Genomic DNA, 24547 nt, shown 5'->3' with positions numbered 1-24547 from the left:
TTATTTCAGTAATATGACAATTTAATGACTTATCAATGAAAAAGGGGTTGAACCCAACCCCTTCTTATTTTTACATATATGTATTATGCACGTTCTAATAAAACAGCCACTGCTGGCAAAGTTTTACCTTCAACAAATTCAAGGAACGCACCACCACCAGTTGAAATATAACCAATTTGGTCAGCAACATTATATTTATCAATCGCAGCTAAAGTATCACCGCCACCAGCGATCGAGAATGCATCAGATTGAGCAACTGCAAGAGAAAGTGCCTTAGTACCTTCACCAAATTGATCAACTTCAAACACACCAACGGGACCATTCCAAAGAATCGTTTTTGATGTTGTTAAAATATTTGCAAATGCTTTAGCTGTTTCAGGACCAACATCTAAAATCATATCGTTTGCAGTTACATCCTCAACTTTTTTAACAACTGCTTGTGCAGCCGCTAAAGAACCCAAGAAATCTTCAAAGTTAATTTGAGATGCATCCGCTACAACAACATCTGTAGGAAGTGGAACGCTTACTTTAGCAGCAATTTGTTTTGCTGTTTCTACCAAGTCAGCTTCGTATAGAGATTTTCCAACGTTGTAACCAGCGGCCGCTAAGAAAGTATTTGCGATACCACCACCAACAATAAGTTGATCACAAATAGTAGACAATGAGTTTAAAACATCAAGTTTTGTTGAAACTTTAGAGCCAGCAACAATAGCAACCATTGGTTTTTCAGGTGTTTGCATTGCACGGCCAAGCGCATCTAATTCAGCAGCCAATAAAGGACCAGCAGCTGCAACTGGAGCAAAACGTGCTACGCCCTCAGTAGAAGCTTCTGCACGGTGAGCAGTACCGAATGCATCCATCACAAATACATCACATAAAGCAGCATACTTTTGTGCAAGCTCAGGATTATTTTTCTTTTCACCAACGTTAAAACGAACATTTTCAAGCAAAACAACTTGTCCAGCCTGAACCTCTACACCATCAAGATAATCAGTAAATAATTTAACTTCTTGGCCTAATGCTTCAGTTAAATATGCTGCAACTGGTGCAAGTGATTGTTCAGGCTTTGGTTCACCTTCAACAGGACGACCTAAATGCGAAAATACCATTACAGCAGCGCCTTTTTCTAAAGCAGCTTTTATTGTTGGAAGTGCCGCACGTAAACGAGCATCGCTGGTAATCACACCATTTTTAACAGGAACGTTTAAATCTTCACGAATAAGTACACGTTTACCTGCTAAGTTAAGGTCAGTCATGCGCTGAAAATTCATGTAAAGCTCTCTTTATGATTTTAAAAACGCGCCAATTTTAAATTATTACATCAAAAAAGGTTAGTTTTTTTGCATAAAAGCTGTAGAAAGCCAAAGTTTTGATTATGATAGAGGTAGTAATTTAATATTTCATCGATTATGTCTATTCATCCCGATCCACAAATCAATCGTTTAAATGTTTTAGGTGAGCCTTTAGCGAGCTGTTGTTTTGATCCTATTACCGGATATTTTCGAAATGGTTTTTGCCATACAGCAGTAACAGATCTTGGGCAACACACTGTATGCGCTCAAATGACGTCTGACTTTTTAAATTTTTCGCAAAAAGTTGGCAACGATCTCATTACTCCTTTACCTGAAGCTGGCTTCCCTGGCCTGCAGCCAGGTGACTTCTGGTGCATTTGTGTAACTCGTTGGGTAGAAGCATATCAAGCTGGTCAAGCTCCACCTGTCAAACTTCATGCCTGCCATCAAGCAGTATTAAGTTATGTCCCATTAGATGTATTAATGGAATACGCAGTGTAATGAAACACCCCCAAATTATTTTGGCATCGAGTAGTCAAACGCGTAAGGATTTGATGAATCATTTGGGCATCGAATATATCTGTATCAGTCCAGATATTGATGAAAGTTCTCGTGGCGAGACTCATGCTGATGATTTAGCTAAAAGACTGGCTTTTACTAAAGCTCAGGTTATTGCTCAGAAAAATCCGGAAGCAATTGTAATTGGATCAGATCAGGTTGCATGGCGAGAACATGCACCTCATGATTTTATTGGCAAACCATTGACTATTGAAAATGCTAAAGCTCAGTTAAAAGCAAACTCAGCCAGAACAGTCTTTTTTAGTACAGCCTTAAGTGTTCAATGTCTTGAAAAAAGCTTTGAACACACTCTAGTTGAACATTATCAAGTTAAATTTCGCAATTTAAGCGACTCAGAAATTGAAAGATATATCGATTTAGATCAACCCCTTCATTGTGCGGGAAGTTTTAAGTGTGAAAGTCTTGGCATTAGTTTATTTGAGAAAATGATAGGCCAAGATCAAACCACCCTAATGGGCTTACCCATGATTCAGCTTTGTCAGATTTTAAGACAGCTTGAACTTCAAATTCCTTAATATTTATTAGTTTATTTATAGGTTATCTCCATGACAGAACCTTTAACCGTTTTAGGCGGCATTACTGCTGAACAGTTTTTATCAGAATACTGGCAGAAAAAACCATTACTTGTGCGTAATGCCATGCCTGAAATCATTGGCGTGTTAGAGCCAAATGATGTGAAAGAATTCGCTTTAGAAGATCATGTTAGCGCACGTCTTATTCGTCAAAAAGACAAAAATCCAAATGAGTGGCACGTAAAGTCTTCTCCTCTAACTAAAGGTGACTTTCAAAAATTACCAAAGCTATGGACACTGTTAGTACAAGCAGTTGATCATTACTCATTCGATTTAGCGGAATTATGGAAGAAATTTCCTTTTATTCCTCAATGGCGTCGTGATGACATTATGGTTTCTTATGCACCTAAAGGCGGCTCAGTTGGAAAACATTTTGACTTTTATGATGTATTTCTTGTTCAAGGACATGGACACCGCCGTTGGCAATTAGGCCAAATGTGTGATGCAACCACTGAATTTGTTCCAAATCAACCATTAAAATTATTGCCAGACATAGATGTTCATTTTGACGAAGTTTTAGCTCCTGGTGACTTATTATATGTTCCACCTGGCTTAGCACATTATGGTGTTGCTGAAGATGATTGCTTAACTTTCTCGTTTGGTTTCCGTATGCCTAATATTTCTGGCATGATTGACAGAATTAGTGACCAATTTGCTACCGATGAATTACTACAAAACCCTGTCATAGATATTGACCGAAAGAGTATTTCTCAAGTTGGTGAAATTAATACAGAAGAATTAGCGTATTTAAGAGGGTTGGTTTTAGCTCAATTGCAAAATTCATCAGTACTTGATGCTGCCATCATGGCATATATGACTGAACCTAAATATCCAGATAATATTCCTGAACCAGACGAGATAGAAGTTGAAGACCTCAATGCTATTTTGACAGAAGGTTATGAATTATTGCTAGAACCAGCCTCTCGCCTACTTTATACAGAACAAAATGGAGTTTTAAAGTTTTGGGGCAATGGAGAAGATTTAACGATAGTGGAATCTTTTGCCACTCAACTCAAAACAATAGCAGATGGAGAAAGTATTCCATTTAATAACCAGCTAAGCAATGTAGAGATTTTAGAAAACATTGTTCAATTATTGAATGATTCAATTCTTATGTTATTGCCACCGGCAGAATAATATTGACTAAATAGGTTAAAAGGAGAAAATTCTAAAATTTCTCCTTTTTTCTTTTATAAATAAATGTTTAAATATACCAATCTATAAATCTATTTTGCGGTTACATTTCTATGGTTTAAAATTATTTTCTAAATTAAAAAATTATCTAGTAAATACGTCTAATTAAGACATAGAAATTTTTTCAGCAAATATAAAATATATACCTAGAGCATTATGCTTTGCCCTTCTATTGTTTTTAAAAAACCTATTTTTTTCTATCAATAACAATCAATACAATGTAAAATTGTGCGTTCTTGCTTTTTATTTATACACTCGACCATTTAGGCTAAGAGCAAATTTTTTGTGTGAGGCTACTAAAATATGTCAAAAAAAGATGACATTATTACCACTGCATTAAGACTTTTTAACTCATATAGTTATAACTCTATAGGGGTTGATCGTATCATCAGTGAGTCTGGTGTAGCAAAAATGACATTTTACAAATACTTCCCTTCCAAAGAGAAACTAATTGAAGAGTGTTTATTACTAAGAAACTCACTTTTACAAAATTCTCTTACTGCTGCTATATCTAAACAAGACGAAAATGATCCATTAGCCCGTATTAAGGCAATCTTTTTATGGTATGCAGATTGGTTTAATAGCGAAGATTTTAATGGCTGTATGTTTCAAAAAGCCTTAGAAGAAGTATTAAAGCAATACCCTTCAACTCACCAACCTGCGACTTTATACAAAATATGGTTGACTCAGTTAATGCAGGATCTTCTTGTTCAACATGAAATTGAGGAATCTCGTCCTTTAGCATTACTGTTAGTCAATATTTTAGAAGGTATGACCATTCAAGCTCAGGTTGAGCACGGCTCAGTAAAAATTAATGACTACTGGAAACGTGTAGAGAAGCTTATTGAGTTTGAAAAAGTTGCACAGTAAAAAATAAAGCGTGATATTATTCTTCTTATATTGTTGAATCTTCTTCTTATTCATCACGCTGCGTCTGAAAGTCATTCTAGCCTAGAGTTAGACGTTTTTTTTGGACTATCATCCCAAACTAGAATATACAGACCTGTCTGTACAGAATCAATTATATCTTTAAAAAGTAAAAACTCAATCTTTTTTTATTACCCTTTCATAGATAAATCAGAATTAACTATAGATAGAACTTAAAATAAGATTCTTTTCCTTTGACTTTGTTTCATTTATACTTAACAATTACGCTTCTCACACAATGCAACACTTTTGACACAAAACAACTACAAATTATTGTTATACCTTAATAATGTTATATATTTATCAATTACACTTATAAACCTTTTCAACAAAAACAATTGGATTGATTAGTTTTGCTACATTCATTTTCTTAAGATCAATCTATACTATGCCGGCCATATTGATATAGGTATAAAGTATGAAAGATGGACTCCAAATTGAAGAAATGAAAAATGCGGCTGATTCAGTCGTAGGCACATTAAAGTCTTTAGCTAACCCTGACCGTTTATTAATTTTATGTCACTTAGCTCATGAGGAGTTAAATGTCTCTCAAATCGAAGAGAAAACCCAAATCACCCAACCCACTCTTTCACAACAATTGATGATGTTACGTAAAAGTGATGTCGTTTCAACACGTCGTGATGGCAAACAAATTTTCTATTCTATAAAGGATGACAAGATGCACTCAATTTTGAATACGCTTTATCAGTTATACTGTATAGAATAACTGCGCTGAATTTATAAAATTATAATAATATTAATGTATTCCTGAAATATGCGATTTTTCAACTTGGTAGCTAGTAATAAACCGAGCAAAGAGGATTGAAAATTCGCGTAGTTTTTCAAGTATCTAAAGCTATTGAAAACAACAATACACTCTCTTATTTCTTTCTGTCTCTCCCTCCACTATTTTTCAATAGGTTTTTAGACCCCACAGTTAATTTTTTATTGACTGTTATATAAGCAGAATATCTTTTTAATTAATTTAATAATTTAATTTTACTATTTTAAAAACAAATACTTAATATTACCTTTTTTTATTAATCTAATTACTTGATATAAAAAAGCTTAAGATTCACATCACTTAAGTATAAAATACTCCGCTTGTTCAACCTTTAGCCATGAATAGGTTAATAAGGCCTTTATATGCTTGAATTCTTTTCTCGATTAAGCTTAGTCACCAAAATTATTATCGCCATTATTTTAGGAATAGGTGTTGCACTATTATTTCCAACCGTTACACCTTACTTAAGCTTGTTTGGTGAGCTGTTCATTAAAGCATTGAAATCGGTTGCTCCTATTTTAGTTTTCGTACTGGTTCTCTCATCTATTGCTAACTTTCAGGTTGGTCATAGTGCAAATTTACGACCAGTCTTACTATTATATGTAGTGGGTATGCTATTAGCTGCGTTTAGTGCCGTTGTTGCGAGCTTGTCTTTTCCAAGTACTCTTTATCTTAATACTGTTTCACATAACAACCTACAAGCGCCTGGTAGCCTCGCTGATATATTAAAAAATTTGCTTTTAAGTTTTATTGCAAACCCTGTTCAAGCAATTAGTGAAGCGAACTTTATTGGCATTCTGGCATGGGCAATTGGTCTAGGTTTAGCAATGCGTCATAGTTCAGATACGACTAAACAAGTGATGCATGATGTTTCACATGCTGTGAGTGCGATTATTCACAAAGTCATCGCATTTGCACCTGTAGGCATTTTCGGTTTAGTTGCAGTAACCTTTGCCGATGCTGGTTTAGCAACGCTTGAAAGTTATGCGCAATTATTAGCTGTTCTATTAGGAACAATGCTTTTTGTTGCTCTTGTAGTTAACCCAATTTTGGTAGGTTTAACAATTCGTGGCAATCCATACCCACTTGTTTTTAAATGCTTAAAAGAAAGTGGTATTACTGCATTCTTCACACGCAGCTCAGCAGCTAACATCCCAGTTAACCTTGATTTAGCTGAACGTTTAGGTGTTAATCCATCTACTGCAAGTGTTTCTATTCCTTTAGGTGCTACAGTTAATATGGCTGGAGCAGCTGTTACAATCACTGTGCTTACTTTAGCAACTGTGCATACATTAGGGATTCATGTTGATTTGGCAACTATGATTATTTTGTCGGTAGTCGCTACAGTTTCAGCATGTGGTGCGTCTGGTGTCGCTGGTGGTTCGTTACTTTTAATTCCAGTCGCTTGTAGTTTATTTGGTATTTCATCAGAAATTGCGATGCAAGTTGTTGCAGTTGGTATGATTATTAGTGTATTACAAGATTCAACCGAAACAGCTCTTAACTCATCAACTGATGTTTTATTTACTGCCGCTGTTGATATTCGCTCAAGACAAAACTCTTAGAGAACATGCCATTTCAACGTTTACCAAACTGGTTCCAAATTGGTGCCTTTTTACTGGCAATGAATGCCGGAATGATTAATGTATTAGGGCTTATCACCCTTTTACATCAATCGGTGTCGCATATGACTGGTAATGTCAGTATGCTAGCCATGAGTTTGGTAAACTGGCACTTTGATCACGTCATATATTTGATACTTGTTATACTATGTTATGTATGTGGATCATTTTACAGTGGTTTTATTTTAGGCAATAGCCATTTCAAATTAGGCCGTCGATATGGCCTCCCTTTAAGCTTAGTTGCCCTCTTTATTTTTCTTTGCTGGTTATTACTGCCATATTTTCCCAAATATGGATTATTATGGGCTTGTGTCGCCATGGGTTTACAAAATGCCATGGTCAGCCATTATAAAGGGACCATTATTAGGACAACTCACTTATCGGGTGTCTTAACAGATCTTGGCCTTGCACTTGGTTACATAGCACGAGGTTTAAAAGTAGAAAACCGTCGTATTATTTTACATCTACTTATTTTTTCAGGTTTTCTTATTGGTGGTATAATTGCTGCTTCAGTTCACCCCTACTTAAAATTGCAATCATTTTTGCTACCAGCAATTTTAAGCTTAACACTCAGTATTTCATATTGGGCTGTTTATTTTCATCGTTCTTCCTCTTCAGATTCGGATTAAGTCATGGTTAAAAATGCCTTACAAGCTCAGTTACTCAAAGCAGGTTTAGTTGACAATAAAAAAGCAAAAAAACTCACCAAACAAGCTCAGCATGAGCAGCGTACTGGTCAAAGCAATGAAGCAGAAATCAAAGCAAATATTGAAAAAGCTCAACAAGAAAAACTAGCTAAAGACCAAGCTTTAAATCTAGAAAAACAGCAACAACTCGAAGAAAAAGCATTAAAAGCTTCTATTATTCAAATGATTAAACAACACAAAATTGTAGATTTTGCCGGAGATGTGGCTTATCAATTTATTGACGAGAATAAGATTAAAAAGGTATATCTATCTCAACAAGTCTACAATGCCCTTGTTACAGGTAGTTTAGTAATTGCTAAAGATCAAGATCAATACGCTTATCTTCCAAAAGCTTTGGCCGAAAAAATTGATCAAAAAATGCAAGGCTTTATTTTAATTAATAATGCAGAGAAAAATGAACAAACTACTGACGAAGAAGATCCGTATGCAGCATATGTTATTCCAGATGACTTAATGTGGTAATTATTATGAGCCTTTATGAATATTTAGATAAAGGCTCATGCTGCTTAGGCTAAATATCAGTATTTTATCATTTATTAAAAAAACTTATAAAAATTACATTCACATCAAATTCATTCACCACTTCATCTATTATTATCGATATAATGAATAAAACATTTTTTGTCTTTACCATGCCTTTTAGGCTTTTCCCGTTTCCAAATTTATATCTTGACTAAATCTTGTCAGTTTTAGCTAAAGATATACAACATAGACTTTGACGTGTATCCACACACCCAACAGATCAACATCTATATCGAGTTTGATCTAACTGACTTTATTGCAAATTAAATTGCGAAATTTTAATAAAGTAGCTGATGTATAAAGGTAGTCATTCATGCTGAAGTGGTTTGAAAAACTTGTAGATCCTTATCCAACCAAAGGTCTGGATGAGCCCTTACCAACTCGCTTTTTCCCATTTGTTTGGCAAGCTACTGAAGGTGTTCGTCCGTACTTATTATTACTCATTATATGTACAGCGGGTGCAGCCAGCTTTGAAGCTCTACTCTTTTCAAAAATTGGGCAACTTGTCGACTGGCTGAGTAACAGTCAACCAGAAAGCTTTTTAAGCCAACACGCTTCCAATATACTCATTCTTATTAGCGTTTTATTTGCTAATATTTTATTTGTTAATATTCAATCTATTATAAAACACCAAATTTTATATAGTACTTTTCCAATGCGCTTACGGTGGCGTTTTCATAATCTTTTGTTAAAGCAAAGTCTAGATTTTTTCCATAATGATTTTGCGGGTCGCCTTTCAGCAAAAGTCATGCAAACAGCACTAGCTATCCGTGAATTTTGGATTATTTTGGGCGATATGTTGGCTTATGTCAGCATTTATTTTATTACCGTTAGTATCGTTCTTGGTGCAATTTCACCAACTTTACTCATTCCACTTATGGTTTGGTTGGGTTTATTCTTATTAAGCGCTTGGTTCTTTATTCCCCGTTTAAGCAAAGTATCACAGCAACAAGCTGATGCTCGTGCAGTAATGACTGGACGTGTAACAGATGCCTACACAAATATTCAAACGGTTAAATTATTTGCCCATGCTGGTCGTGAGAGCCAGTATGCAAAAGCTTCAATGAAAGAGTTTATGACAACTGTCTATGCACAAATGCGATTAGGTACTCTTTTTGAAGTCAGCATTAATTTACTTTCTGCTGTTTTATTTGTAGGCGTGATTGGAACAGCAGTCTGGCTATGGACACAAGGCCTAGCAGCACTAGGTGTAATTGCAGCAACGACCGCCATGATTTTAAAGCTTAATAGCATGGCTGAGTTTATGATGTGGCATATGTCAGCCTTATTTGAAAATGTGGGTACCATTCAAGATGGTATGCAAACTCTTGGTAAGAAAATCAATATTCAAGACAAACCAGATGCAAAACCACTTACAGTAAAGCAAGGTGAAATCGTATTTAAAGATGTGACCTTTGCCTATAACAATAAAAATGTCATCGATCACTTTAATTTACACATTACAGCGGGCGAAAAGATTGGTATCGTTGGCCGTTCAGGTGCAGGAAAATCCACTCTCATCCAATTACTTTTACATTTCTACCATCTTAATGAAGGTGCAATTTTAATTGATGGGCAGAATATTGAAGATGTTACACAAGATAGTTTGAGAGCGAATATTGCTTTAGTTACTCAAGATACTTCTCTACTCCATCGTTCAGTTGCTGAAAATATTAAATATGGCCGTCCGGATGCAACCGATCTGGACATGCAAAGTGCAGTGCATAAGGCAAAAGCAGCTGAATTTATTCCTCAACTTGTCGACTTAAAAGGCCGTTCTGGCTATGAAGCACAGGTTGGTGAACGCGGTGTTAAACTTTCAGGCGGTCAGAGACAACGTATCGCTATTGCACGTGTTTTCTTAAAAGATGCACCAATTTTAATATTAGATGAAGCAACAAGCGCATTAGACTCGGAAGTTGAGGCAGCTATTCAGTCTAGTTTAAATGACCTGATGGTAGATAAAACAGTTATTGCAATTGCTCACCGTTTGTCTACCATTGCTCAAATGGACCGTTTAATTGTTCTTGATGAAGGTAGAATTGCAGAGCAAGGTACCCATGAAGAATTAATTGCTAAAAATGGTATATATGCACAATTATGGAAACGCCAAACTGGCGGCTTTCTTATTGAGCAAAAAGTAGTACAGGGTCAGGATTAATGCTTTATTTAGAAGATTTAAAAATTGGTGATCGTTTTATCAGTCGTGAATATGAAATTACACTAGATGAGATTAAACAATTTGCAAGCCACTACGACCCTCAGCCTTTCCATACAGATGAAGAATTAGCTAAAGAAGATCCAATCTTTAAAGGTATTGCTGCCAGTGGATGGCATACCTCGGCAATTACTATGCGCTTATGGACAGAATGTATGCCTATTCATGGGGGGCTCGTGGGTTCAGAGTCTAGTTTACGTTGGCCTCGCCCGACTCGACCTGGTGACCGTATACATGTTGAAGCTGAGATTTCAGCAATTCACCATCCAAAACAAAATTGGATCGTGGTATTGTAAGCTACGTTACGCAAGCTTTAAATCAACATGGAGATGTTTTACTTATTTCAACGACAAAAATCGTTGTCTTTAAAAAGAATATTTAACGAATCCTTGATATGATTGTCTAACAGTTTTTATAAACTCAAATTATATTTCATGACAAGATGTGTAAGAAATGCACGTAGAAAATTGATGAGAGCAACGGAACGCATATGAAAATTACCTCAGCTCGTCAAGATCAAGGTATTCCAGGAGTCTATGGCTTATTGCTATTAGATGTTGTTTCACGTTGGGGATACAACGATGAGACATTATTTGCCCCTTTTCATCTTACAAGTGAACAATTGGCTGACCCTGAATATCGTATTTCAACACCTGTAGCAAATGAACTGGTTAAACATGCCTTAAATCTCACTGGAGAAAGTACATTGGGTTACCATATTGGCACTCAAATGCGTATTTCAATTCATGGATTTATTGGCTACGCAATAATGACAGCAAAAGATATTACTGAGGCAATTGCTCTCGCTGCTCGTTTTATCCAGTTACGCTTACCTTTTTTACAACTCTATTTTTCTACCTTCGGCCCAAAAGCCACATTACAACTACAATGTGATATTGAGTTAGAACCACTTCGCACCGAAATTGTTTTAGGCTTAACTATTGGCATCATGACAATGGCAAAAGCTATGACAGGTATTGAAGATTTAGCGGGCGATGTCGACCTAGATTTTCCAGAACCAGCAGGCTTTGATAAATATAAGAGCAAACTAAGCAGTACTATTCGGTTTAATCAGCCTCATTTAATTTCTAGTTTTGATAAAAAATATTTAGGTCTTAAATTAATTAATTCAGATCCAATCGCCAGTCAAATTGCTATTAACCAATGTGAGGCTGAACTCTCTGCTTTAGGTGAACGCCGCCGTTTAGCAATGCGTGTACGTGATATTTTAAGTAATTCGGAACAACATTACTTAAGCATAGAAAATGTAGCAGAATACTTACACATGTCAGATCGCACATTAAAGCGACAGTTGGCAGCGGAAGGAACTTCATTTTCAACATTAGTAGATGAAGTCCGCTATCGTCATGCGACTTCTTTACTTTCACGTACAGATTATAGTCTTGAACAAATTGCGGATGAACTGGGTTATTCTGATGTCGCAAATTTCAGCCGAGCATTTAAACGCTGGAGTGGTCGTAGTCCTAGTAACTGGCGCAAAGACCCCTATTTATAATGTTATTAAAATATTGGACACAAGCTTAAGGAGATGTCATGAATCACCCTTCAGAATTGAAGTATGCACGTACACATGAGTGGGTAAAAATTGAAGGTGATCTTGTTATTACTGGGATTACCGACCATGCACAAGATGAGCTTGGAGACTTGGTCTATGTTGAAACTCCGGAAGTGGGCAGCCAAGTAACAGCTGGCGAACAAGCTGGAGTAGTTGAATCAGTTAAAACTGCTTCTGACATCCACGCTCCTGTTTCTGGTACAGTAGTGGAAGTAAATACAAACCTTGAAGATGATCCAGATTTTGTAAATGAAGATCCATACGGGAAAGGCTGGATTTATAAAATTAAGCCAGACAACATGGCAGACGTTGAAAAACTTTTAACAAATGAAGAATATGAAGCTGGCTTATAAAATTTAGCATTGCTTTCAATATTTGATAAAAACCAGTTTACTTTTAAACTGGTTTTTTTATATATGTATAAAATAGCTATAAAACTGGATATGTAGGATCAATAACATGACAAGACTTGTTGTATTTTCTGGTGCAGGTATGAGTGCAGAAAGTGGAATTAGTACTTTTCGTGACAGTAATGGCCTATGGGAAAATTATGATATACAGCAAGTTGCTACTCCGGAAGCTTGGGATAAAGACCCTGCGTTAGTCCAACGGTTTTATAACGAACGCCGTAAAAATATTTTAGAAGCTCAGCCAAATGAAGCTCATCAATATATTGCTAAATTACAAAACCATTTCGATGTACAAGTCATTACACAAAATATTGATGATTTACATGAACGTGCTGGTAGCCAGAATGTGTTGCATCTACATGGTAATATTCGATTAGCGAAAAGCTCTGGACCAAATGCCCAATATACAAATGAATTTTATGAAATTAATGGGTGGAAATTAGATCTAGAGCATGACTTTTGTCCAAATGGCTATCCACTTCGCCCTCATGTGGTTTGGTTTGGTGAAGCAGTTCCAGCATTTGAAGAAGCCATAAAGCAAGTGCAAGAAGCAGATATTTTCATTGTTATTGGTTCAACCTTAAGTGTTTACCCTGTCGCTGCTTTAGTTCATGAAATTCCTAACTACACTGACGCCTACTATATAGATCCCAAAGCGGATCATTCTCGTGTTCCATCTCAATATAAACTATTAAATATGACAGCCACAGAAGGTATGAAAGAGCTATTTCATCAATTGACGAACTAATATTTCTTTCATTTTTATTACAAATTTCACCTCTAAAGTTGTCTCTTCACATGAAATTGATTCGAAAACACTCAACTCATGTCAAATTTATTCTAGAGTCATATACTGTCATTGCTAATTTTGTAACCAAACATGCTGATCTATTTTCTAAATTTACTATTTTTATAATTTTCTAAACAATAAATGAATTATTCATACTATCTAAGCTATTGATTAAATTTACTTTAATTTTAATTGTAATTCAAATTACATTAGTTTACATAAAAATACACAAAACACATCACAAAGATAACAGAGCAAAAAATTTCTTTTGTGGTTGAATCTCAACCTCTTGAAATGCCGTACAAGAAAACAGCGACCTGGATTAGGTTACAATCACGGATTATGGATATAAGGACACACATCCATTATGAGTTATTTTGATCCCACCCTCATCATGTTTATGGTGTACATCGTAGCAATGGTACTTATCGGCTTATTTGCCTACCGTGCTACAAGCGACTTCTCTGATTATATTCTTGGTGGTCGTAGTTTAGGCAGTTTCGTTACTGCATTATCCGCAGGCGCATCAGACATGAGTGGTTGGTTACTCATGGGCTTACCAGGAGCGATTTATCTTTCTGGTTTATCTGAAGCGTGGATTGCAATTGGTCTAATTATCGGTGCTTGGCTTAACTGGTTACTGGTTGCTGGTCGATTACGCGTTCATACTGAAATCCAAAATAATGCACTCACTCTGCCCGACTATTTTACAAGTCGATTTGATGACAAGAAAAAGATTCTTCGTATTTTCTCTGCCGTTATTATCTTGGTTTTCTTCGCAATTTACTGTGCCTCAGGTATGGTAGCTGGCGCTCGTTTATTTGAAAATTTATTTGGTATGTCGTATACCACCGCAATCTGGTTAAGTGCTATTGCAACAATCAGTTATGTTTGTATTGGTGGATTTTTGGCAATTAGCTGGACTGATACTTTCCAAGCTGGCTTAATGATTTTTGCCCTTTTGCTCACCCCAATCGTAACTTACCTTGCAATTGGCGACACAACTCAGTTTGTAACGCTTATTGAAACTGCTCGACCACATGCATTTAACATCGTTTCAGATTTAAGTGTGGTGGCCGTTTTATCTTCAATGGCTTGGGGTTTAGGCTATTTTGGCCAACCACATATTCTTGTACGTTTCATGGCTGCTGACTCTGTAAAATCAATTCCTGCTGCTCGCCGTATTGGCATGACTTGGATGATTTTATGTTTAGTTGGTGCAGTCGGTGCCGGTTTCTTTGGTATTGCGTATTTCCAGCAACATCCTGAACTTGCAGGTGTTGTAAGTAAAAACCCTGAAACTGTATTTATGGAATTGACTAAAATTTTATTCAATCCATGGATTGTCGGTATCATTCTAGCTGCTATTTTAGCTGCGGTTATGAGTACATTAAGCTGTCAACTGTTGGTATGTTCAAGTGCGCTAACTGAAGATTTGTACAAAGGCTTCATCCGTAAAAATGCTTCTCAAAAAGAGCTTGTATGGGTTGGCCGTATCATGGTACTTGCAATTGCTGTTCTGGCAATTGTACTCGCTGGTAATCCTGACAGTAAAGTTCTTGGTCTTGTTGCTTATGCGTGGGCTGGTTTTGGTGCCGCATTTGGACCACTCATCATCTTGTCATTGTTCTGGAAACGTATGACTTTAGAAGGTGCTTTAGCAGGTATGATCGTAGGTGCAGTTGTCGTAATTGGTTGGAAAAATCTTTTCGCAAGCACCGGTGTTTACGAAATTATTCCTGGCTTTATCTGTGCATTTATCAGCATCATCGTAGTGAGCTTGATTAGCAAAACTCCAAATACTGATGTAACTGACCGCTTCGAACAAGCTGATAAACTTTATAAAGAAAGTGTATAAAAATGAATAAAATAAAAAGGGGCTTCGGCCCCTTTTTATTTATTTTTAGTTTTGATTTTAATTTTTGAACTATCTTTTACAACTTGCATCACAGGGTAGCTACGCGTTTCTTTCACACCTGGTAATTGCCATAGTACCTGCCCAGCAATACGTCTAAACTCTTCCATACTGCCACTTCGTAATTTAATTAAAAAATCAAATCCGCCACTAACCATATGGCATTCAACGATCTCTGGATAATGCACTACTGCGTCAATAAACTCATCTAAAACATTGGGTGTTGTTTTATCGAGTAAGACTTCAACAAAAACCAAAAAATTTGCATTTAACTTAACTGGATTTAATTTAGCTTCATAACCCAAGATAAATTCATCCTTCGTCAGCTTCTGCACCCGGGCCATAACTGCAGTTGGAGATAGGTTTACAAGTTCAGCCAATCTACTGTTGGAAATACGCCCATCTGTTTGAAGAATATCCAAAATTTTTAAATCTGTACGATCAAGGCTTAATAAGGGGCCATTCATCTGAATTTTCCTCTAAAAAATGGGCAAAATATAGTGAGTTATTCGGCGTTTCTTCTGTAATGATAAATTATCTAAACCTCTCTACTCAAGATGAGTTTACGAGAGCTGGTTAGCGGAAATAGATATGAACACAATGGATACTTTTCATCAAATGGATAAATCTCACCAAGGCTATATCACCGAATTCAACGATAAAAGTGAGTTTGAACAACGCATTAATACAGCTTGGCGTCGTGCCGAACCTGAAGCTGTAGAAGAGCTATTACAAGCTGCTGCGGTATCTGATGATTTAGATCATAAAATTTATGACCTTGCATTTAACCTTGCCCATAATTTACGTGAACGTAAGACCTCTTCGGGTAAAGCGGGTATTGTTCAAGGGTTATTACAAGAATTCTCTCTGTCTTCACAAGAAGGCGTGGCTTTGATGTGTCTTGCTGAAGCTTTGCTTCGTATACCAGACACAGCAACACGTGATTTGCTCATTCGCGATAAAATCAATCAAGGTAACTGGAAAGAACACGTTGGCCAAAGTAGCTTAATGTTTGTAAATGCTGCAGCATGGGGCCTCATGTTAACCGGTAAGCTTATGGAGACACCAAAGCAAACCAGTCTTTCAAGTGTACTTACTGGCCTGTTAGCCCGTAGTGGTCGTGGCATTATTCGTAAAGCAGTTGATGTAGCAATGCGCATGATGGGTGAACAGTTTGTAACTGGTGAAACCATCGAAGAAGCTGTCGACCACGCAAAAGTACTTGAAGATAAAGGTTTCCGCTATTCTTATGACATGTTAGGTGAAGCTGCCTTAACCGAACATGATGCTGAACGCTACTTTAACGATTACACACAAGCCATTCATGCAATTGGTAAAGCGTCTAATGGTAAAGGCGTTTATGATGGCCCTGGTATCTCAATTAAGCTTTCTGCTTTACATCCACGTTACCAACGTGCGCAAATTGAACGTGTTCACAAAGAACTCTACGGCAAAGTATTTGAGCTCGCTCGTTTAGCTAAACAGTACAACATTGGTTTAAATATCGATGCAGAAGAATCTGAACGTTTAGAAATTTCTCTTGAGTTACTTGAGCGTCTTTGTTTTGAGCCAGAACTTGAGAACTGGAAAGGTATTGGATTCGTTATTCAAGCTTACCAAAAACGCTGTTTCTTCGTAGTTGATTATATTATTGATCTTGCTAAACGCAGCCAAAAGCGTCTCATGATTCGCCTTGTAAAAGGTGCATATTGGGATAGCGAAATCAAGAAAGCACAAATCGAAGGTATGGATGACTACCCTGTCTTCACACGTAAAGTGCATACAGATCTGTCTTATATTGCTTGTGCTAAAAAATTACTTGCAGCGCCTGAGTTCATCTATCCACAATTTGCGACTCACAATGCTCAAACACTAGCAACAATTTATCATTTAGCTGATCCAAGCAAGTATTATGCTGGTCAATATGAATTCCAATGCTTACATGGCATGGGTGAACCACTTTATGAACAAGTTGTTGGTCCACGTGAGCAAAATAAATTAGGCGTGCCATGCCGTATTTATGCTCCGGTTGGTAACCATGAAACTTTGTTAGCTTATCTGGTTCGTCGTTTACTCGAAAATGGTGCGAATACTTCATTTGTTAACCGTATTGCCGATAAAACACTTAAAGTTGAAGATCTTATCCAGTCTCCAATTTATGATATTCGTAATGCAGCTAAGCTTGAAGGTTCAGTTGGTTTAAAACACCCATCAATTCCTCTTCCTTTAGATATGTATGGAACACTTCGTAAAAATTCTAAAGGATATGATTTAGCAAACGACGCTCCGCTTGCAGCTTTAGATAACACAGCTCAACAGTTACGTAACCGTATTTGGCAGAGTCATCCATTATTAGGAAATAGCGATTTATCGAAACAAGGTCATTCTATTGCAATTACAAACCCAGCACAAAATGATGAAATTGTTGGTTATGTACAAGAAGCTGATCTTAATGATGTAGAAATTGCACTTAATGCAGCTGAACAAATACAAATTGAGTGGGCAAATACACCTAAAGATCAACGCGCTCAATATTTAAAACGTGCAGCTGACCTTATGGAAAGCCGTATCCAAGAGTTAATGGTATTACTTTGCCGCGAAAGTGGTAAAACTTATGCGAATGCCATTGCAGAAGTTCGTGAGGCTGTAGATTTCTTACGTTACTATGCAACTCAGGTTGAAAATCTTCCTAATAATACAACCATTCAGCCACTTGGTACTGTACTTTGTATTAGCCCTTGGAACTTCCCTCTTGCGATTTTCTCTGGTCAAATTGCTGCAGCACTAGTTAGTGGTAACTGCGTTATTGCAAAACCTGCCGAGCAAACACCTTTAATCGCAGCTCAAGCAGTGCAAATTTTATGGGAAGCGGGTATTCCACATAGTGCTGTACAGTTATTACCAGGTCGTGGTGAAACAGTAGGTGCTCAGCTTAGCCAAGATCGACGTATTGATGGCATCATGTTTACCGGTTCAACTGAAGTTGCAAAAATTTTGCAGAAGACAGTTGCAAAACGTTTAGCTGCTAATGGTCAATCTATTCCTCTCATTGCAGAAACTGGTGGCCAAAATGCAATGATTGTGGACTCATCTGCATTAACTGAACAAGTTGTACTTGATGTTGTAAGTTCTGCATTTGATAGCGCAGGTCAACGTTGCTCTGCTTTGCGTATTTTATGTGTACAAGAAGATAGTGCTGCAACCGTTATTAAAATGCTTAAAGGTGCAATGCAACAGTTAATTGTAGGCAACCCTGCTATTTTAAAAACTGACATTGGTCCAGTTATTGATGACGAAGCAAAACAGACGATTGACCAGCACATCCAAAAAATGAAGTCTAAGGGCTATCCAGTACATCAATTGATGTTTGGAGCGACAAGCCAAACTGAATTAGATAAAGGAACTTTTGTTGTACCAACAGCAATTGAGTTACCTAACCTCGATGACTTACAGCGTGAAGTTTTTGGTCCGGTTTTACATATCATTACCTATAAGTATGGTGAGCTTGAACAACTCATCTCACGCATTAATGCTAAAGGTTATGGCTTAACAATGGGTCTACATACTCGTATTGATGAAACCATCCAAACCGTAATTCAACATGCTGAAGTTGGTAACCTTTATATCAACCGTAATATTGTTGGGGCCGTTGTTGGCGTTCAACCATTCGGTGGTGAAGGTTTATCTGGTACAGGTCCTAAAGCGGGTGGCCCTCTTTACATGTATCGCTTAATGCAGGATTGTTCAAACAAAGTATTAGCAACTCCATTTGCGGTAAAAAATGAGCAAACCATTTTTGAAGGCTTTAACCGTGAAGTTTATCAAAGCTTACAAAACTGGGCGAAACAACATTTACCACAAGCAAGTCGTGAAATTGAACCATTTGGTGTAGGCAAGTTTTATGAGTTACAAGGCCCTACTGGGGAAAGTAACCAATATATTATTTTGCCGCGTCACCGTGTACTTTCAATTGCCGACACTGAACAAAATCAATTACATCAATTGCTCGCAATTTTTGCAGTGGGTAGTCAAGCTGCTGTAATGCCAAATAGTCCATTGTTGGCAAAACATAAACAAACGTTGCCAAAAGATGTACTTGATGCAATTACGACTATCAAAAACATCACTACAGATGATTTTGATGCTGTTTTGCACCATGGTAGCCGTGAAGAGGTTCTCTCATTACAGCAAGAAATTGCAAGCCGCTCTGGTGCAATTGTAGGCATTACACATGTTGAATCAAACGAGTCAATTCCACTTGAACGTTTAGTAATTGAGCGTGCAATTAGTGTGAATACAGCTGCGGCTGGTGGCAATGCAAGCTTAATGACTATGTCGGATTAACAGATAATTTATCGAAAAGCCCAAATTTCAGTATTTGGGCTTTTTTGTTTAATCGAGTAATCTCTTTTTAAATATATAAATGTTATCGATTAGCGAATTTCATAATGATCTTTTTAGAACCAGAACAATATCAACAAAATTGTATTGATCTTTTCAACTCATACAAAAAGAATATCTCCTCCCTTTTACCATTTGCCAAAATTGAGCATATTGGTTCGTCTGCAATCCCAAATACGATTTCAAAAGGTGATCTAGATATTTATATTGAAGTGATGTCTGATCAATTTGAATTCGCAATAGAACAATTAAAAACACTTAATTTTATAGAAAAACAAAATACCCTTAGGACACATGAGCTTTGCATGCTTGAATCAATGAACGATGATGAAGTTGCATTTCAAATTGTAGTAGCCGATTCAGTATTTACGTTTTTCTTAACATTTAGAAATAAGCTTATAGATTCACCGCGGTTGGTGCATGAATATAATCAATTAAAATTACAGTGTAGCCATTTAGATCCCGATCAATATAGAGCAATAAAATCAGATTTTATTAACCGCGTCTTAAATCATCTTTAATTTAAGTACCCTATTTCTTTATGAATATCTGACTAAAATTGACTCCTGCAAGCTCGATTTTTTTGATACCATTCACTATTTGATTCTGTCTAAATTTTCTTTGTCTATGACCTCTTCTTATCGTCAACAACTTCAAGCTAAAATTGATCGCATTACTACTCAATTTTCTGAATTTACACCGCCTACATTAGAAGTGTTTGAATCACCTGAACAACATTTCCGTATGCGTGCTGAATTTCGGATCTGGCATACAGAAAGTGATATGTTCTATGCCATGTTTGAACGTAACGATGAAGACAAGCAAAAAACAGTTGTCCGCATAGATGAGTTTCCTATTGCAGACAAAAGTATTAACGATTTAATGCCTAGCCTTTTAGCAGAACTCAAAGCTGAGCCTTTACTTTCACAGCGTTTGTTTGAAGTTGATTTTCTCGCAACACTTAGTGGAGAAATGCTAGTTACCCTGATTTATCACCGTAAACTTAATCAGGAGTGGGAACAATCAGCTAAAGCACTTGCTGAAAAATTAAATATTAAAATTATGGGTCGTAGCCGAGGGCAGAAAGTTGTTATTGGCGATGACTTTGTTGTAGAAGAATTTGAACTTTCAAACCGTACATTCAAGTACAAACAAATTGAAAGTAGCTTTACCCAGCCGAACGCACAAGTTTGCAAAAAAATGCTGCAATGGGCATGTGATGCAGCTGAGGGTTCGAAAAAACACTTACTAGAACTTTATTGTGGTAATGGTAACTTTACCCTTCCATTATCACTAAAATTCGAACGCGTACTTGCTACCGAACTTGCAAAATCATCAGTTTATGCTGCTCAATGGAATATTGAACAAAACCAGATTGATAATATTCAGGTAGCACGCCTATCAGCTGAAGAGTTTACTCAAGCTTATCAAGGTGAGCGTGAATTCCGCCGTCTACAAGAAGCAAATATTGATATTCGAAGTTATGACTTTGATACCGTATTTGTAGATCCTCCGCGTGCGGGAATTGATGATGAAACTTTAAAACTTTTGCAAGGTTTTGAGCGTATTATCTACATTTCATGTAATCCCGACACTTTATATGAAAATTTAAAAACACTCACAAAAACTCATCGAGTGACTAAGTTTGCTTTGTTCGATCAGTTTCCTTATACACATCATGTTGAGTCAGGTGTATTACTCGAGAAGATTTAAACAAAATTTTTCAATGTAACTCTATTTTATAAGGAGATTAAATATCTCCTTATTTTTCAACACCTTTTAATTAAGTATTTAAATTTAAAAAAAATATCAAGTCATCTATTCGTCATAATTTCGTTTAACTCAACCATTACTATCGAAAATTCTCTAGTTCAACTGGTGGATTTATCACTTATAGAGACTTGTATTTTAATTTAATTTGGCTATATTTCGATCTATGTTAGGTTATATATGAAGGCTCTATGAGTTTTTGGCAAAAGCTGTTCTTAGCAGATCAACAGCATAACGAGCATAAGAATCAAACTGCTTGTGTTGAAAATGACTGCTCATGTAAAACTAATGAACAACTTCTAAGTGCGCTTGCACAAGCAACAGATGAAGATGTCATTATGGGAATAAAAAAAGTTCTTATTTCCCGTGGGTATAGCCGTAAAGAGTTAAATGAACTCATTCAAAAACCATCTATTCATTAATTATAAAGCCAGTCATGTACTGGCTTTTTTGTATTTTATTTGATTTCACAATTTGTATGGCTGACTAAACCAATAATAGGTCCCATATAAAATTTTCTATCATTACGGTTATTCTTAGGCAAATACAAACTAGAGATAGAACCATCTAGGTATAATGCCTGCTCTACGTTAAGACCTTTTTGGAAAAATTCAGCAAAATTATAAAAATTCACTCTATTTTTAGAGATCACAAAATAAAGTTTATTATTTTTTATACCTACCCCATTACGTATTTTCTTTGAATCGCTATTTGCTAGAAATAAGGGATTTATTTTGCCATTAATCAGCAACATAGGGCCTGATTGAGTTGCATATTCGGGTTGAAAAGCTTTTGCTTTATATTGTTCAGTTGTCAGTATAATAGCTTGTTTGTCATTCCATGCTAGAACTCCATTAGGCTGCAAAAAGAAGTTACCCCATCCATTATCTTCATTTAAAGGTTGACTCTCTCGCCCATTTTCAATATATAGCCCAACTGGAGAGAAGCCAGAATGAAACATACCTGCATTCATTGCAAAAGTAAGCTGTTCGCATGATTTGAGTTGGCGCTGAATATTATCGAAACTTTTATAATATTGATTCGTTTCTGGATTTTGCAAAAATAAGCGCAATTGATTTAAATTTGAAATTTCAATGACTTCAAATTGATCATCGGTAGCATTTTGCATTTGGCTATACTCTTCTGCTAAAGCAGATTGCCCAAAGACCATAAAATTAATAATACACAGCATGAGTATTTTCATTAATGGCAAACCTCATATGTCATTTTCTGTTCATAGCAATACTTTATTAAATAAAATGCTTTGATGTGATATATACCCGAAAGGCGCTTATTCCACCTAAACAATACACTAGAGCACAACTATATTCGTTATAATAGTGAACAGCTTTTAATAAAAGTGATCAAAACTTTATTGGATCAGCGTGAAAATGCAACAAACAAATAAACGCTACCCTTTAGGGGCTCATCTTATTGTAAAACATCTCGGCTATAGCCATCATGGTATTTACGCTGGGAGAGGTCGAGTTATTCATTATTCAGGCCTAGCACATTTCATCAAAAAACGACCCATTGAAATTACTTCATTAGATGCCTTTTCTCATGGCAAAAAAATTCATGTGCGTTCTTATGATGCGCCACGCTACAAAGGAAAAGTGGTTGTTCGACGTATGCGCTCACGCATGCACGAAAACCACTATCATTTAATTATTAATAATTGTGAACATTTATGCAGTTGGGCAATCACTGGTATTGAAACTAGTACTCAAGTTGAGCGTATGATGCATCGCTTAACCACCATTGGTTACGTAAGTTCGATCATGAGTTATATGAATGGCATGATGCTGACCGTAGCAACGACCTGCTTTGCTCTTGTTCTTTATATTAAAAAGAAATTACGTGATCAGGCAAAAATGAAAGTTCCAACTTATCAATTTTTAAGAGAAAAAGCCGAAAAAAGAAATGTAGATCCTTCTCAACCCTTAGTTTTTATAGAACCCGATAAAAAAGAACCAATCTAATAATTAAAAAAGTCCTCATGATTGAGGACTTTTTTAGAAAACTTACAACTTATTTTTTAGCTGCACTAGCTGCCGTTGCTTCAGTCGTAATGTTTACAGTGATCTTATCACCTACATTAGGCACATAGTTGCCTAGACCGAAATCAGAACGATTGAATGAAGTTGTCGCATTGAAACCAATCGCTGGAACTTTTGCCATTGGATGTTCACCCTGTTTGTTTAAAACAGCATCAAGTACAACTGGCTTAGTGACACCTTTAACAGTTAGGTCACCAGTAATTTTGAAGTGTTTTTTATCTTTAGTTTCTACTTTCGTACTTTTGAAAGTGATATTTGGATATTTTGCTGCATTAAACCAAGCTTCTTGTTGGAATTCTTTATCTAAAGCAGGCACGTTTGTATTTACACTGCTTAAAGGAATTGTCACATTTACAGAAGAATTTGCTGGTTTAGCATTATCAACTTTAATTACACCTTGGATGTCCGAGAAGTTAGCGCTTGGAGTTGAAAAACCAAAGTGATTCCATGAGAAAACAGTCGCTGTATGTGTTGGGTCAATTTTATAATCCACTGGTGCAGCTAATGTAACTGTACTTGCCAATGCTACTGCTAAACCGAAGCTTAATGTTTTAAGATGCATTTTTCGTATCCTTTATTGATATAGTCGTTAGTGTATACATCAAGTAATTTAATTCACTATTCTTTATAAAACGATATGTTTCATCCATGCAACAATAAAAGCGTTACAGTTGTTATTCAAAACCCATATTATAAAGTATAGATATTTTTCTATCCGAAACCTTCAGATTTATTGGTTTTTACTTCGATTTTATTGATAAATAACAAGGTAAAACATGGCTAACACTGTTCAAGCACAAAGCACTTCTACTCCGTACCGAGTGACACTGACCGATCCGTCAGGTCATCAATGGTTTGCAGACGAACCAACTGATAAAGGTGGACGAGATACAGCTCCAAATCCAGTTCAGCTTTTACTATCAGCTTTAGGCGCGTGCACTACAATTACACTAGAAATGTATGCAAATCACAAAGGGATTAAGCTTGAGCATGTACAAGTCGATTTAGCTTTAAATCCAAATAGTGATCCGGAAGCCGGTCAAAATAATATTGAACGTAAAATTACGCTAAAGGGTGAATTTACTGAAGATCAACATAAACGTCTTTTAAAAGTTGCTGAAAGCTGCCCAATTCATAAGTTATTGACTTCGAATATTTCGATTCAAACTGAACTTAATATTTAAAATTTATAAAAAAAGCGCCCCAAT

Annotated in this window: 23 protein-coding genes and 1 pseudogene; 20 read left to right on the top strand and 4 right to left on the bottom strand. The window is 36.4% G+C overall.

Annotated elements, in window-relative coordinates; all coding sequences use genetic code 11:
- Positions 1 to 83: 83 nt before the first annotated feature.
- Positions 84 to 1271 carry a phosphoglycerate kinase gene (locus HMPREF0014_RS10965; RefSeq protein ID WP_004887501.1) on the bottom strand — a complete coding sequence of 396 codons (1188 nt, stop codon included), beginning with the start codon at positions 1269 to 1271 and terminating at the stop codon, positions 84 to 86.
- Between the two features lie 138 nt (positions 1272 to 1409).
- On the opposite strand from HMPREF0014_RS10965, the gene HMPREF0014_RS10960 reads away from it, so the two are divergent.
- The 14 genes and pseudogenes from HMPREF0014_RS10960 to putP all read left to right on the top strand — a co-directional run bounded on the left by HMPREF0014_RS10960 (position 1410) and on the right by putP (position 15051).
- Positions 1410 to 1793: a DUF2237 domain-containing protein gene (locus tag HMPREF0014_RS10960; RefSeq protein ID WP_002050020.1), complete on the top strand. Its 384-nt coding sequence runs from the start codon at positions 1410 to 1412 to the stop codon at positions 1791 to 1793.
- A complete protein-coding gene (locus tag HMPREF0014_RS10955) occupies positions 1793 to 2386 on the top strand; it encodes a Maf family protein (RefSeq protein WP_006581996.1) in 594 nt (197 codons plus the stop codon). The genes HMPREF0014_RS10960 and HMPREF0014_RS10955 overlap by 1 nt, the downstream gene beginning before the upstream one ends.
- A 30-nt stretch (positions 2387 to 2416) precedes the next feature.
- Positions 2417 to 3580: a cupin domain-containing protein gene (locus tag HMPREF0014_RS10950; protein WP_004887505.1), complete on the top strand. Its 1164-nt coding sequence runs from the start codon at positions 2417 to 2419 to the stop codon at positions 3578 to 3580.
- A gap of 360 nt (positions 3581 to 3940) precedes the next feature.
- Positions 3941 to 4507, top strand: coding sequence for a TetR/AcrR family transcriptional regulator (locus HMPREF0014_RS10945; protein WP_004709146.1), 567 nt, complete (start codon positions 3941 to 3943; stop codon positions 4505 to 4507).
- A gap of 475 nt (positions 4508 to 4982) precedes the next feature.
- On the top strand, positions 4983 to 5291 hold the full coding sequence (locus tag HMPREF0014_RS10940) for a metalloregulator ArsR/SmtB family transcription factor (RefSeq protein ID WP_002050127.1): 309 nt from the start codon (positions 4983 to 4985) through the stop codon (positions 5289 to 5291).
- 419 nt (positions 5292 to 5710) lie between these two features.
- A complete protein-coding gene (gene sstT / locus HMPREF0014_RS10935; protein ID WP_002050031.1) occupies positions 5711 to 6913 on the top strand; it encodes a serine/threonine transporter SstT in 1203 nt (400 codons plus the stop codon).
- Positions 6914 to 6918: 5 nt separating this feature from the next.
- The gene (locus HMPREF0014_RS10930) at positions 6919 to 7599 is read left to right on the top strand and encodes a YoaK family protein (protein ID WP_004887507.1); all 681 of its coding nucleotides are present in this window, start codon (positions 6919 to 6921) and stop codon (positions 7597 to 7599) included.
- A gap of 3 nt (positions 7600 to 7602) precedes the next feature.
- A complete protein-coding gene (locus HMPREF0014_RS10925; RefSeq protein ID WP_002050144.1) occupies positions 7603 to 8139 on the top strand; it encodes a DUF2058 domain-containing protein in 537 nt (178 codons plus the stop codon).
- Positions 8140 to 8512: 373 nt separating this feature from the next.
- Positions 8513 to 10360, top strand: coding sequence for an ABC transporter ATP-binding protein (locus HMPREF0014_RS10920; RefSeq protein WP_006580778.1), 1848 nt, complete (start codon positions 8513 to 8515; stop codon positions 10358 to 10360).
- Positions 10360 to 10799 (top strand): annotated as a pseudogene (locus HMPREF0014_RS10915) (MaoC family dehydratase). Before HMPREF0014_RS10920 ends, HMPREF0014_RS10915 begins: the two are co-directional and overlap by 1 nt.
- 108 nt (positions 10800 to 10907) lie before the next feature.
- Positions 10908 to 11933 carry an AraC family transcriptional regulator gene (locus HMPREF0014_RS10910; RefSeq protein ID WP_000705529.1) on the top strand — a complete coding sequence of 342 codons (1026 nt, stop codon included), beginning with the start codon at positions 10908 to 10910 and terminating at the stop codon, positions 11931 to 11933.
- A 38-nt stretch (positions 11934 to 11971) separates the two neighbouring features.
- Positions 11972 to 12346: a glycine cleavage system protein GcvH gene (gene gcvH / locus HMPREF0014_RS10905; protein WP_002049861.1), complete on the top strand. Its 375-nt coding sequence runs from the start codon at positions 11972 to 11974 to the stop codon at positions 12344 to 12346.
- A 97-nt stretch (positions 12347 to 12443) separates the two neighbouring features.
- Positions 12444 to 13151 carry an NAD-dependent deacylase gene (locus HMPREF0014_RS10900; RefSeq protein WP_079377024.1) on the top strand — a complete coding sequence of 236 codons (708 nt, stop codon included), beginning with the start codon at positions 12444 to 12446 and terminating at the stop codon, positions 13149 to 13151.
- 409 nt (positions 13152 to 13560) lie between these two features.
- Positions 13561 to 15051, top strand: coding sequence for a sodium/proline symporter PutP (gene putP / locus HMPREF0014_RS10895; RefSeq protein ID WP_004709158.1), 1491 nt, complete (start codon positions 13561 to 13563; stop codon positions 15049 to 15051).
- A 35-nt stretch (positions 15052 to 15086) separates the two neighbouring features.
- Here putP and HMPREF0014_RS10890 read toward each other — a convergent pair whose 3' ends face one another.
- Complete coding sequence (locus HMPREF0014_RS10890) at positions 15087 to 15575, bottom strand: Lrp/AsnC ligand binding domain-containing protein (protein WP_001014235.1); 489 nt, start codon at positions 15573 to 15575, stop codon at positions 15087 to 15089.
- 124 nt (positions 15576 to 15699) lie between these two features.
- On the opposite strand from HMPREF0014_RS10890, the gene putA reads away from it, so the two are divergent.
- The 4 genes from putA (at position 15700) to HMPREF0014_RS10870 (ending at position 21701) form a co-directional block, all read left to right on the top strand.
- Positions 15700 to 19452: a trifunctional transcriptional regulator/proline dehydrogenase/L-glutamate gamma-semialdehyde dehydrogenase gene (putA, locus tag HMPREF0014_RS10885; RefSeq protein ID WP_004887510.1), complete on the top strand. Its 3753-nt coding sequence runs from the start codon at positions 15700 to 15702 to the stop codon at positions 19450 to 19452.
- 104 nt (positions 19453 to 19556) lie between these two features.
- Positions 19557 to 20030: a GrpB family protein gene (locus HMPREF0014_RS10880; RefSeq protein ID WP_004887513.1), complete on the top strand. Its 474-nt coding sequence runs from the start codon at positions 19557 to 19559 to the stop codon at positions 20028 to 20030.
- 106 nt (positions 20031 to 20136) lie between these two features.
- On the top strand, positions 20137 to 21222 hold the full coding sequence (gene trmA / locus HMPREF0014_RS10875; protein ID WP_004887514.1) for a tRNA (uridine(54)-C5)-methyltransferase TrmA: 1086 nt from the start codon (positions 20137 to 20139) through the stop codon (positions 21220 to 21222).
- Between the two features lie 248 nt (positions 21223 to 21470).
- The gene (locus HMPREF0014_RS10870) at positions 21471 to 21701 is read left to right on the top strand and encodes a hypothetical protein (protein ID WP_002050077.1); all 231 of its coding nucleotides are present in this window, start codon (positions 21471 to 21473) and stop codon (positions 21699 to 21701) included.
- A gap of 35 nt (positions 21702 to 21736) precedes the next feature.
- Here HMPREF0014_RS10870 and HMPREF0014_RS10865 read toward each other — a convergent pair whose 3' ends face one another.
- Positions 21737 to 22483, bottom strand: coding sequence for a phosphodiester glycosidase family protein (locus HMPREF0014_RS10865; RefSeq protein WP_004887516.1), 747 nt, complete (start codon positions 22481 to 22483; stop codon positions 21737 to 21739).
- 187 nt (positions 22484 to 22670) lie between these two features.
- Between HMPREF0014_RS10865 and HMPREF0014_RS10860 the strand changes: the two genes are divergently transcribed.
- Positions 22671 to 23261 (top strand): lecithin retinol acyltransferase family protein, encoded by a 591-nt coding sequence (locus HMPREF0014_RS10860; protein WP_002050195.1) that lies wholly within the window; start codon positions 22671 to 22673, stop codon positions 23259 to 23261.
- Positions 23262 to 23310: 49 nt separating this feature from the next.
- Here the strand turns inward: HMPREF0014_RS10860 and HMPREF0014_RS10855 are convergent, their stop codons facing one another.
- Positions 23311 to 23901, bottom strand: coding sequence for a YceI family protein (locus HMPREF0014_RS10855; RefSeq protein WP_004709169.1), 591 nt, complete (start codon positions 23899 to 23901; stop codon positions 23311 to 23313).
- 214 nt (positions 23902 to 24115) lie between these two features.
- Between HMPREF0014_RS10855 and HMPREF0014_RS10850 the strand changes: the two genes are divergently transcribed.
- Positions 24116 to 24523 (top strand): OsmC family protein, encoded by a 408-nt coding sequence (locus HMPREF0014_RS10850; RefSeq protein WP_004887518.1) that lies wholly within the window; start codon positions 24116 to 24118, stop codon positions 24521 to 24523.
- Positions 24524 to 24547 lie beyond the last annotated feature (24 nt).

This window comes from Acinetobacter sp. RUH 2624 (assembly GCF_000162375.2).
Lineage (GTDB): Bacteria > Pseudomonadota > Gammaproteobacteria > Pseudomonadales > Moraxellaceae > Acinetobacter > Acinetobacter nosocomialis.
This window is presented reverse-complemented; position numbering and strand designations above follow the sequence as displayed.

What these genes read in the sequence shown, in the direction of transcription:
- HMPREF0014_RS10910 (WP_000705529.1), top strand. Translation starts at nt 10,908, where the DNA reads ATGAAAATTACCTCAGCTCGTCAAGATCAAGGTATTCCAGGAGTCTAT.
- putA (WP_004887510.1), top strand. Translation starts at nt 15,700, where the DNA reads ATGAACACAATGGATACTTTTCATCAAATGGATAAATCTCACCAAGGC.
- HMPREF0014_RS10925 (WP_002050144.1), top strand. Translation starts at nt 7,603, where the DNA reads ATGGTTAAAAATGCCTTACAAGCTCAGTTACTCAAAGCAGGTTTAGTT.
- HMPREF0014_RS10860 (WP_002050195.1), top strand. Translation starts at nt 22,671, where the DNA reads ATGCAACAAACAAATAAACGCTACCCTTTAGGGGCTCATCTTATTGTA.
- HMPREF0014_RS10955 (WP_006581996.1), top strand. Translation starts at nt 1,793, where the DNA reads ATGAAACACCCCCAAATTATTTTGGCATCGAGTAGTCAAACGCGTAAG.
- HMPREF0014_RS10850 (WP_004887518.1), top strand. Translation starts at nt 24,116, where the DNA reads ATGGCTAACACTGTTCAAGCACAAAGCACTTCTACTCCGTACCGAGTG.
- HMPREF0014_RS10880 (WP_004887513.1), top strand. Translation starts at nt 19,557, where the DNA reads ATGATCTTTTTAGAACCAGAACAATATCAACAAAATTGTATTGATCTT.
- HMPREF0014_RS10930 (WP_004887507.1), top strand. Translation starts at nt 6,919, where the DNA reads ATGCCATTTCAACGTTTACCAAACTGGTTCCAAATTGGTGCCTTTTTA.
- HMPREF0014_RS10870 (WP_002050077.1), top strand. Translation starts at nt 21,471, where the DNA reads ATGAGTTTTTGGCAAAAGCTGTTCTTAGCAGATCAACAGCATAACGAG.
- gcvH (WP_002049861.1), top strand. Translation starts at nt 11,972, where the DNA reads ATGAATCACCCTTCAGAATTGAAGTATGCACGTACACATGAGTGGGTA.
- HMPREF0014_RS10960 (WP_002050020.1), top strand. Translation starts at nt 1,410, where the DNA reads ATGTCTATTCATCCCGATCCACAAATCAATCGTTTAAATGTTTTAGGT.
- HMPREF0014_RS10965 (WP_004887501.1), bottom strand. Translation starts at nt 1,271, where the DNA reads ATGAATTTTCAGCGCATGACTGACCTTAACTTAGCAGGTAAACGTGTA.
- HMPREF0014_RS10890 (WP_001014235.1), bottom strand. Translation starts at nt 15,575, where the DNA reads ATGAATGGCCCCTTATTAAGCCTTGATCGTACAGATTTAAAAATTTTG.
- HMPREF0014_RS10855 (WP_004709169.1), bottom strand. Translation starts at nt 23,901, where the DNA reads ATGCATCTTAAAACATTAAGCTTCGGTTTAGCAGTAGCATTGGCAAGT.
- HMPREF0014_RS10920 (WP_006580778.1), top strand. Translation starts at nt 8,513, where the DNA reads ATGCTGAAGTGGTTTGAAAAACTTGTAGATCCTTATCCAACCAAAGGT.
- HMPREF0014_RS10865 (WP_004887516.1), bottom strand. Translation starts at nt 22,483, where the DNA reads ATGAAAATACTCATGCTGTGTATTATTAATTTTATGGTCTTTGGGCAA.
- trmA (WP_004887514.1), top strand. Translation starts at nt 20,137, where the DNA reads ATGACCTCTTCTTATCGTCAACAACTTCAAGCTAAAATTGATCGCATT.
- sstT (WP_002050031.1), top strand. Translation starts at nt 5,711, where the DNA reads ATGCTTGAATTCTTTTCTCGATTAAGCTTAGTCACCAAAATTATTATC.
- HMPREF0014_RS10950 (WP_004887505.1), top strand. Translation starts at nt 2,417, where the DNA reads ATGACAGAACCTTTAACCGTTTTAGGCGGCATTACTGCTGAACAGTTT.
- HMPREF0014_RS10945 (WP_004709146.1), top strand. Translation starts at nt 3,941, where the DNA reads ATGTCAAAAAAAGATGACATTATTACCACTGCATTAAGACTTTTTAAC.
- putP (WP_004709158.1), top strand. Translation starts at nt 13,561, where the DNA reads ATGAGTTATTTTGATCCCACCCTCATCATGTTTATGGTGTACATCGTA.
- HMPREF0014_RS10940 (WP_002050127.1), top strand. Translation starts at nt 4,983, where the DNA reads ATGAAAGATGGACTCCAAATTGAAGAAATGAAAAATGCGGCTGATTCA.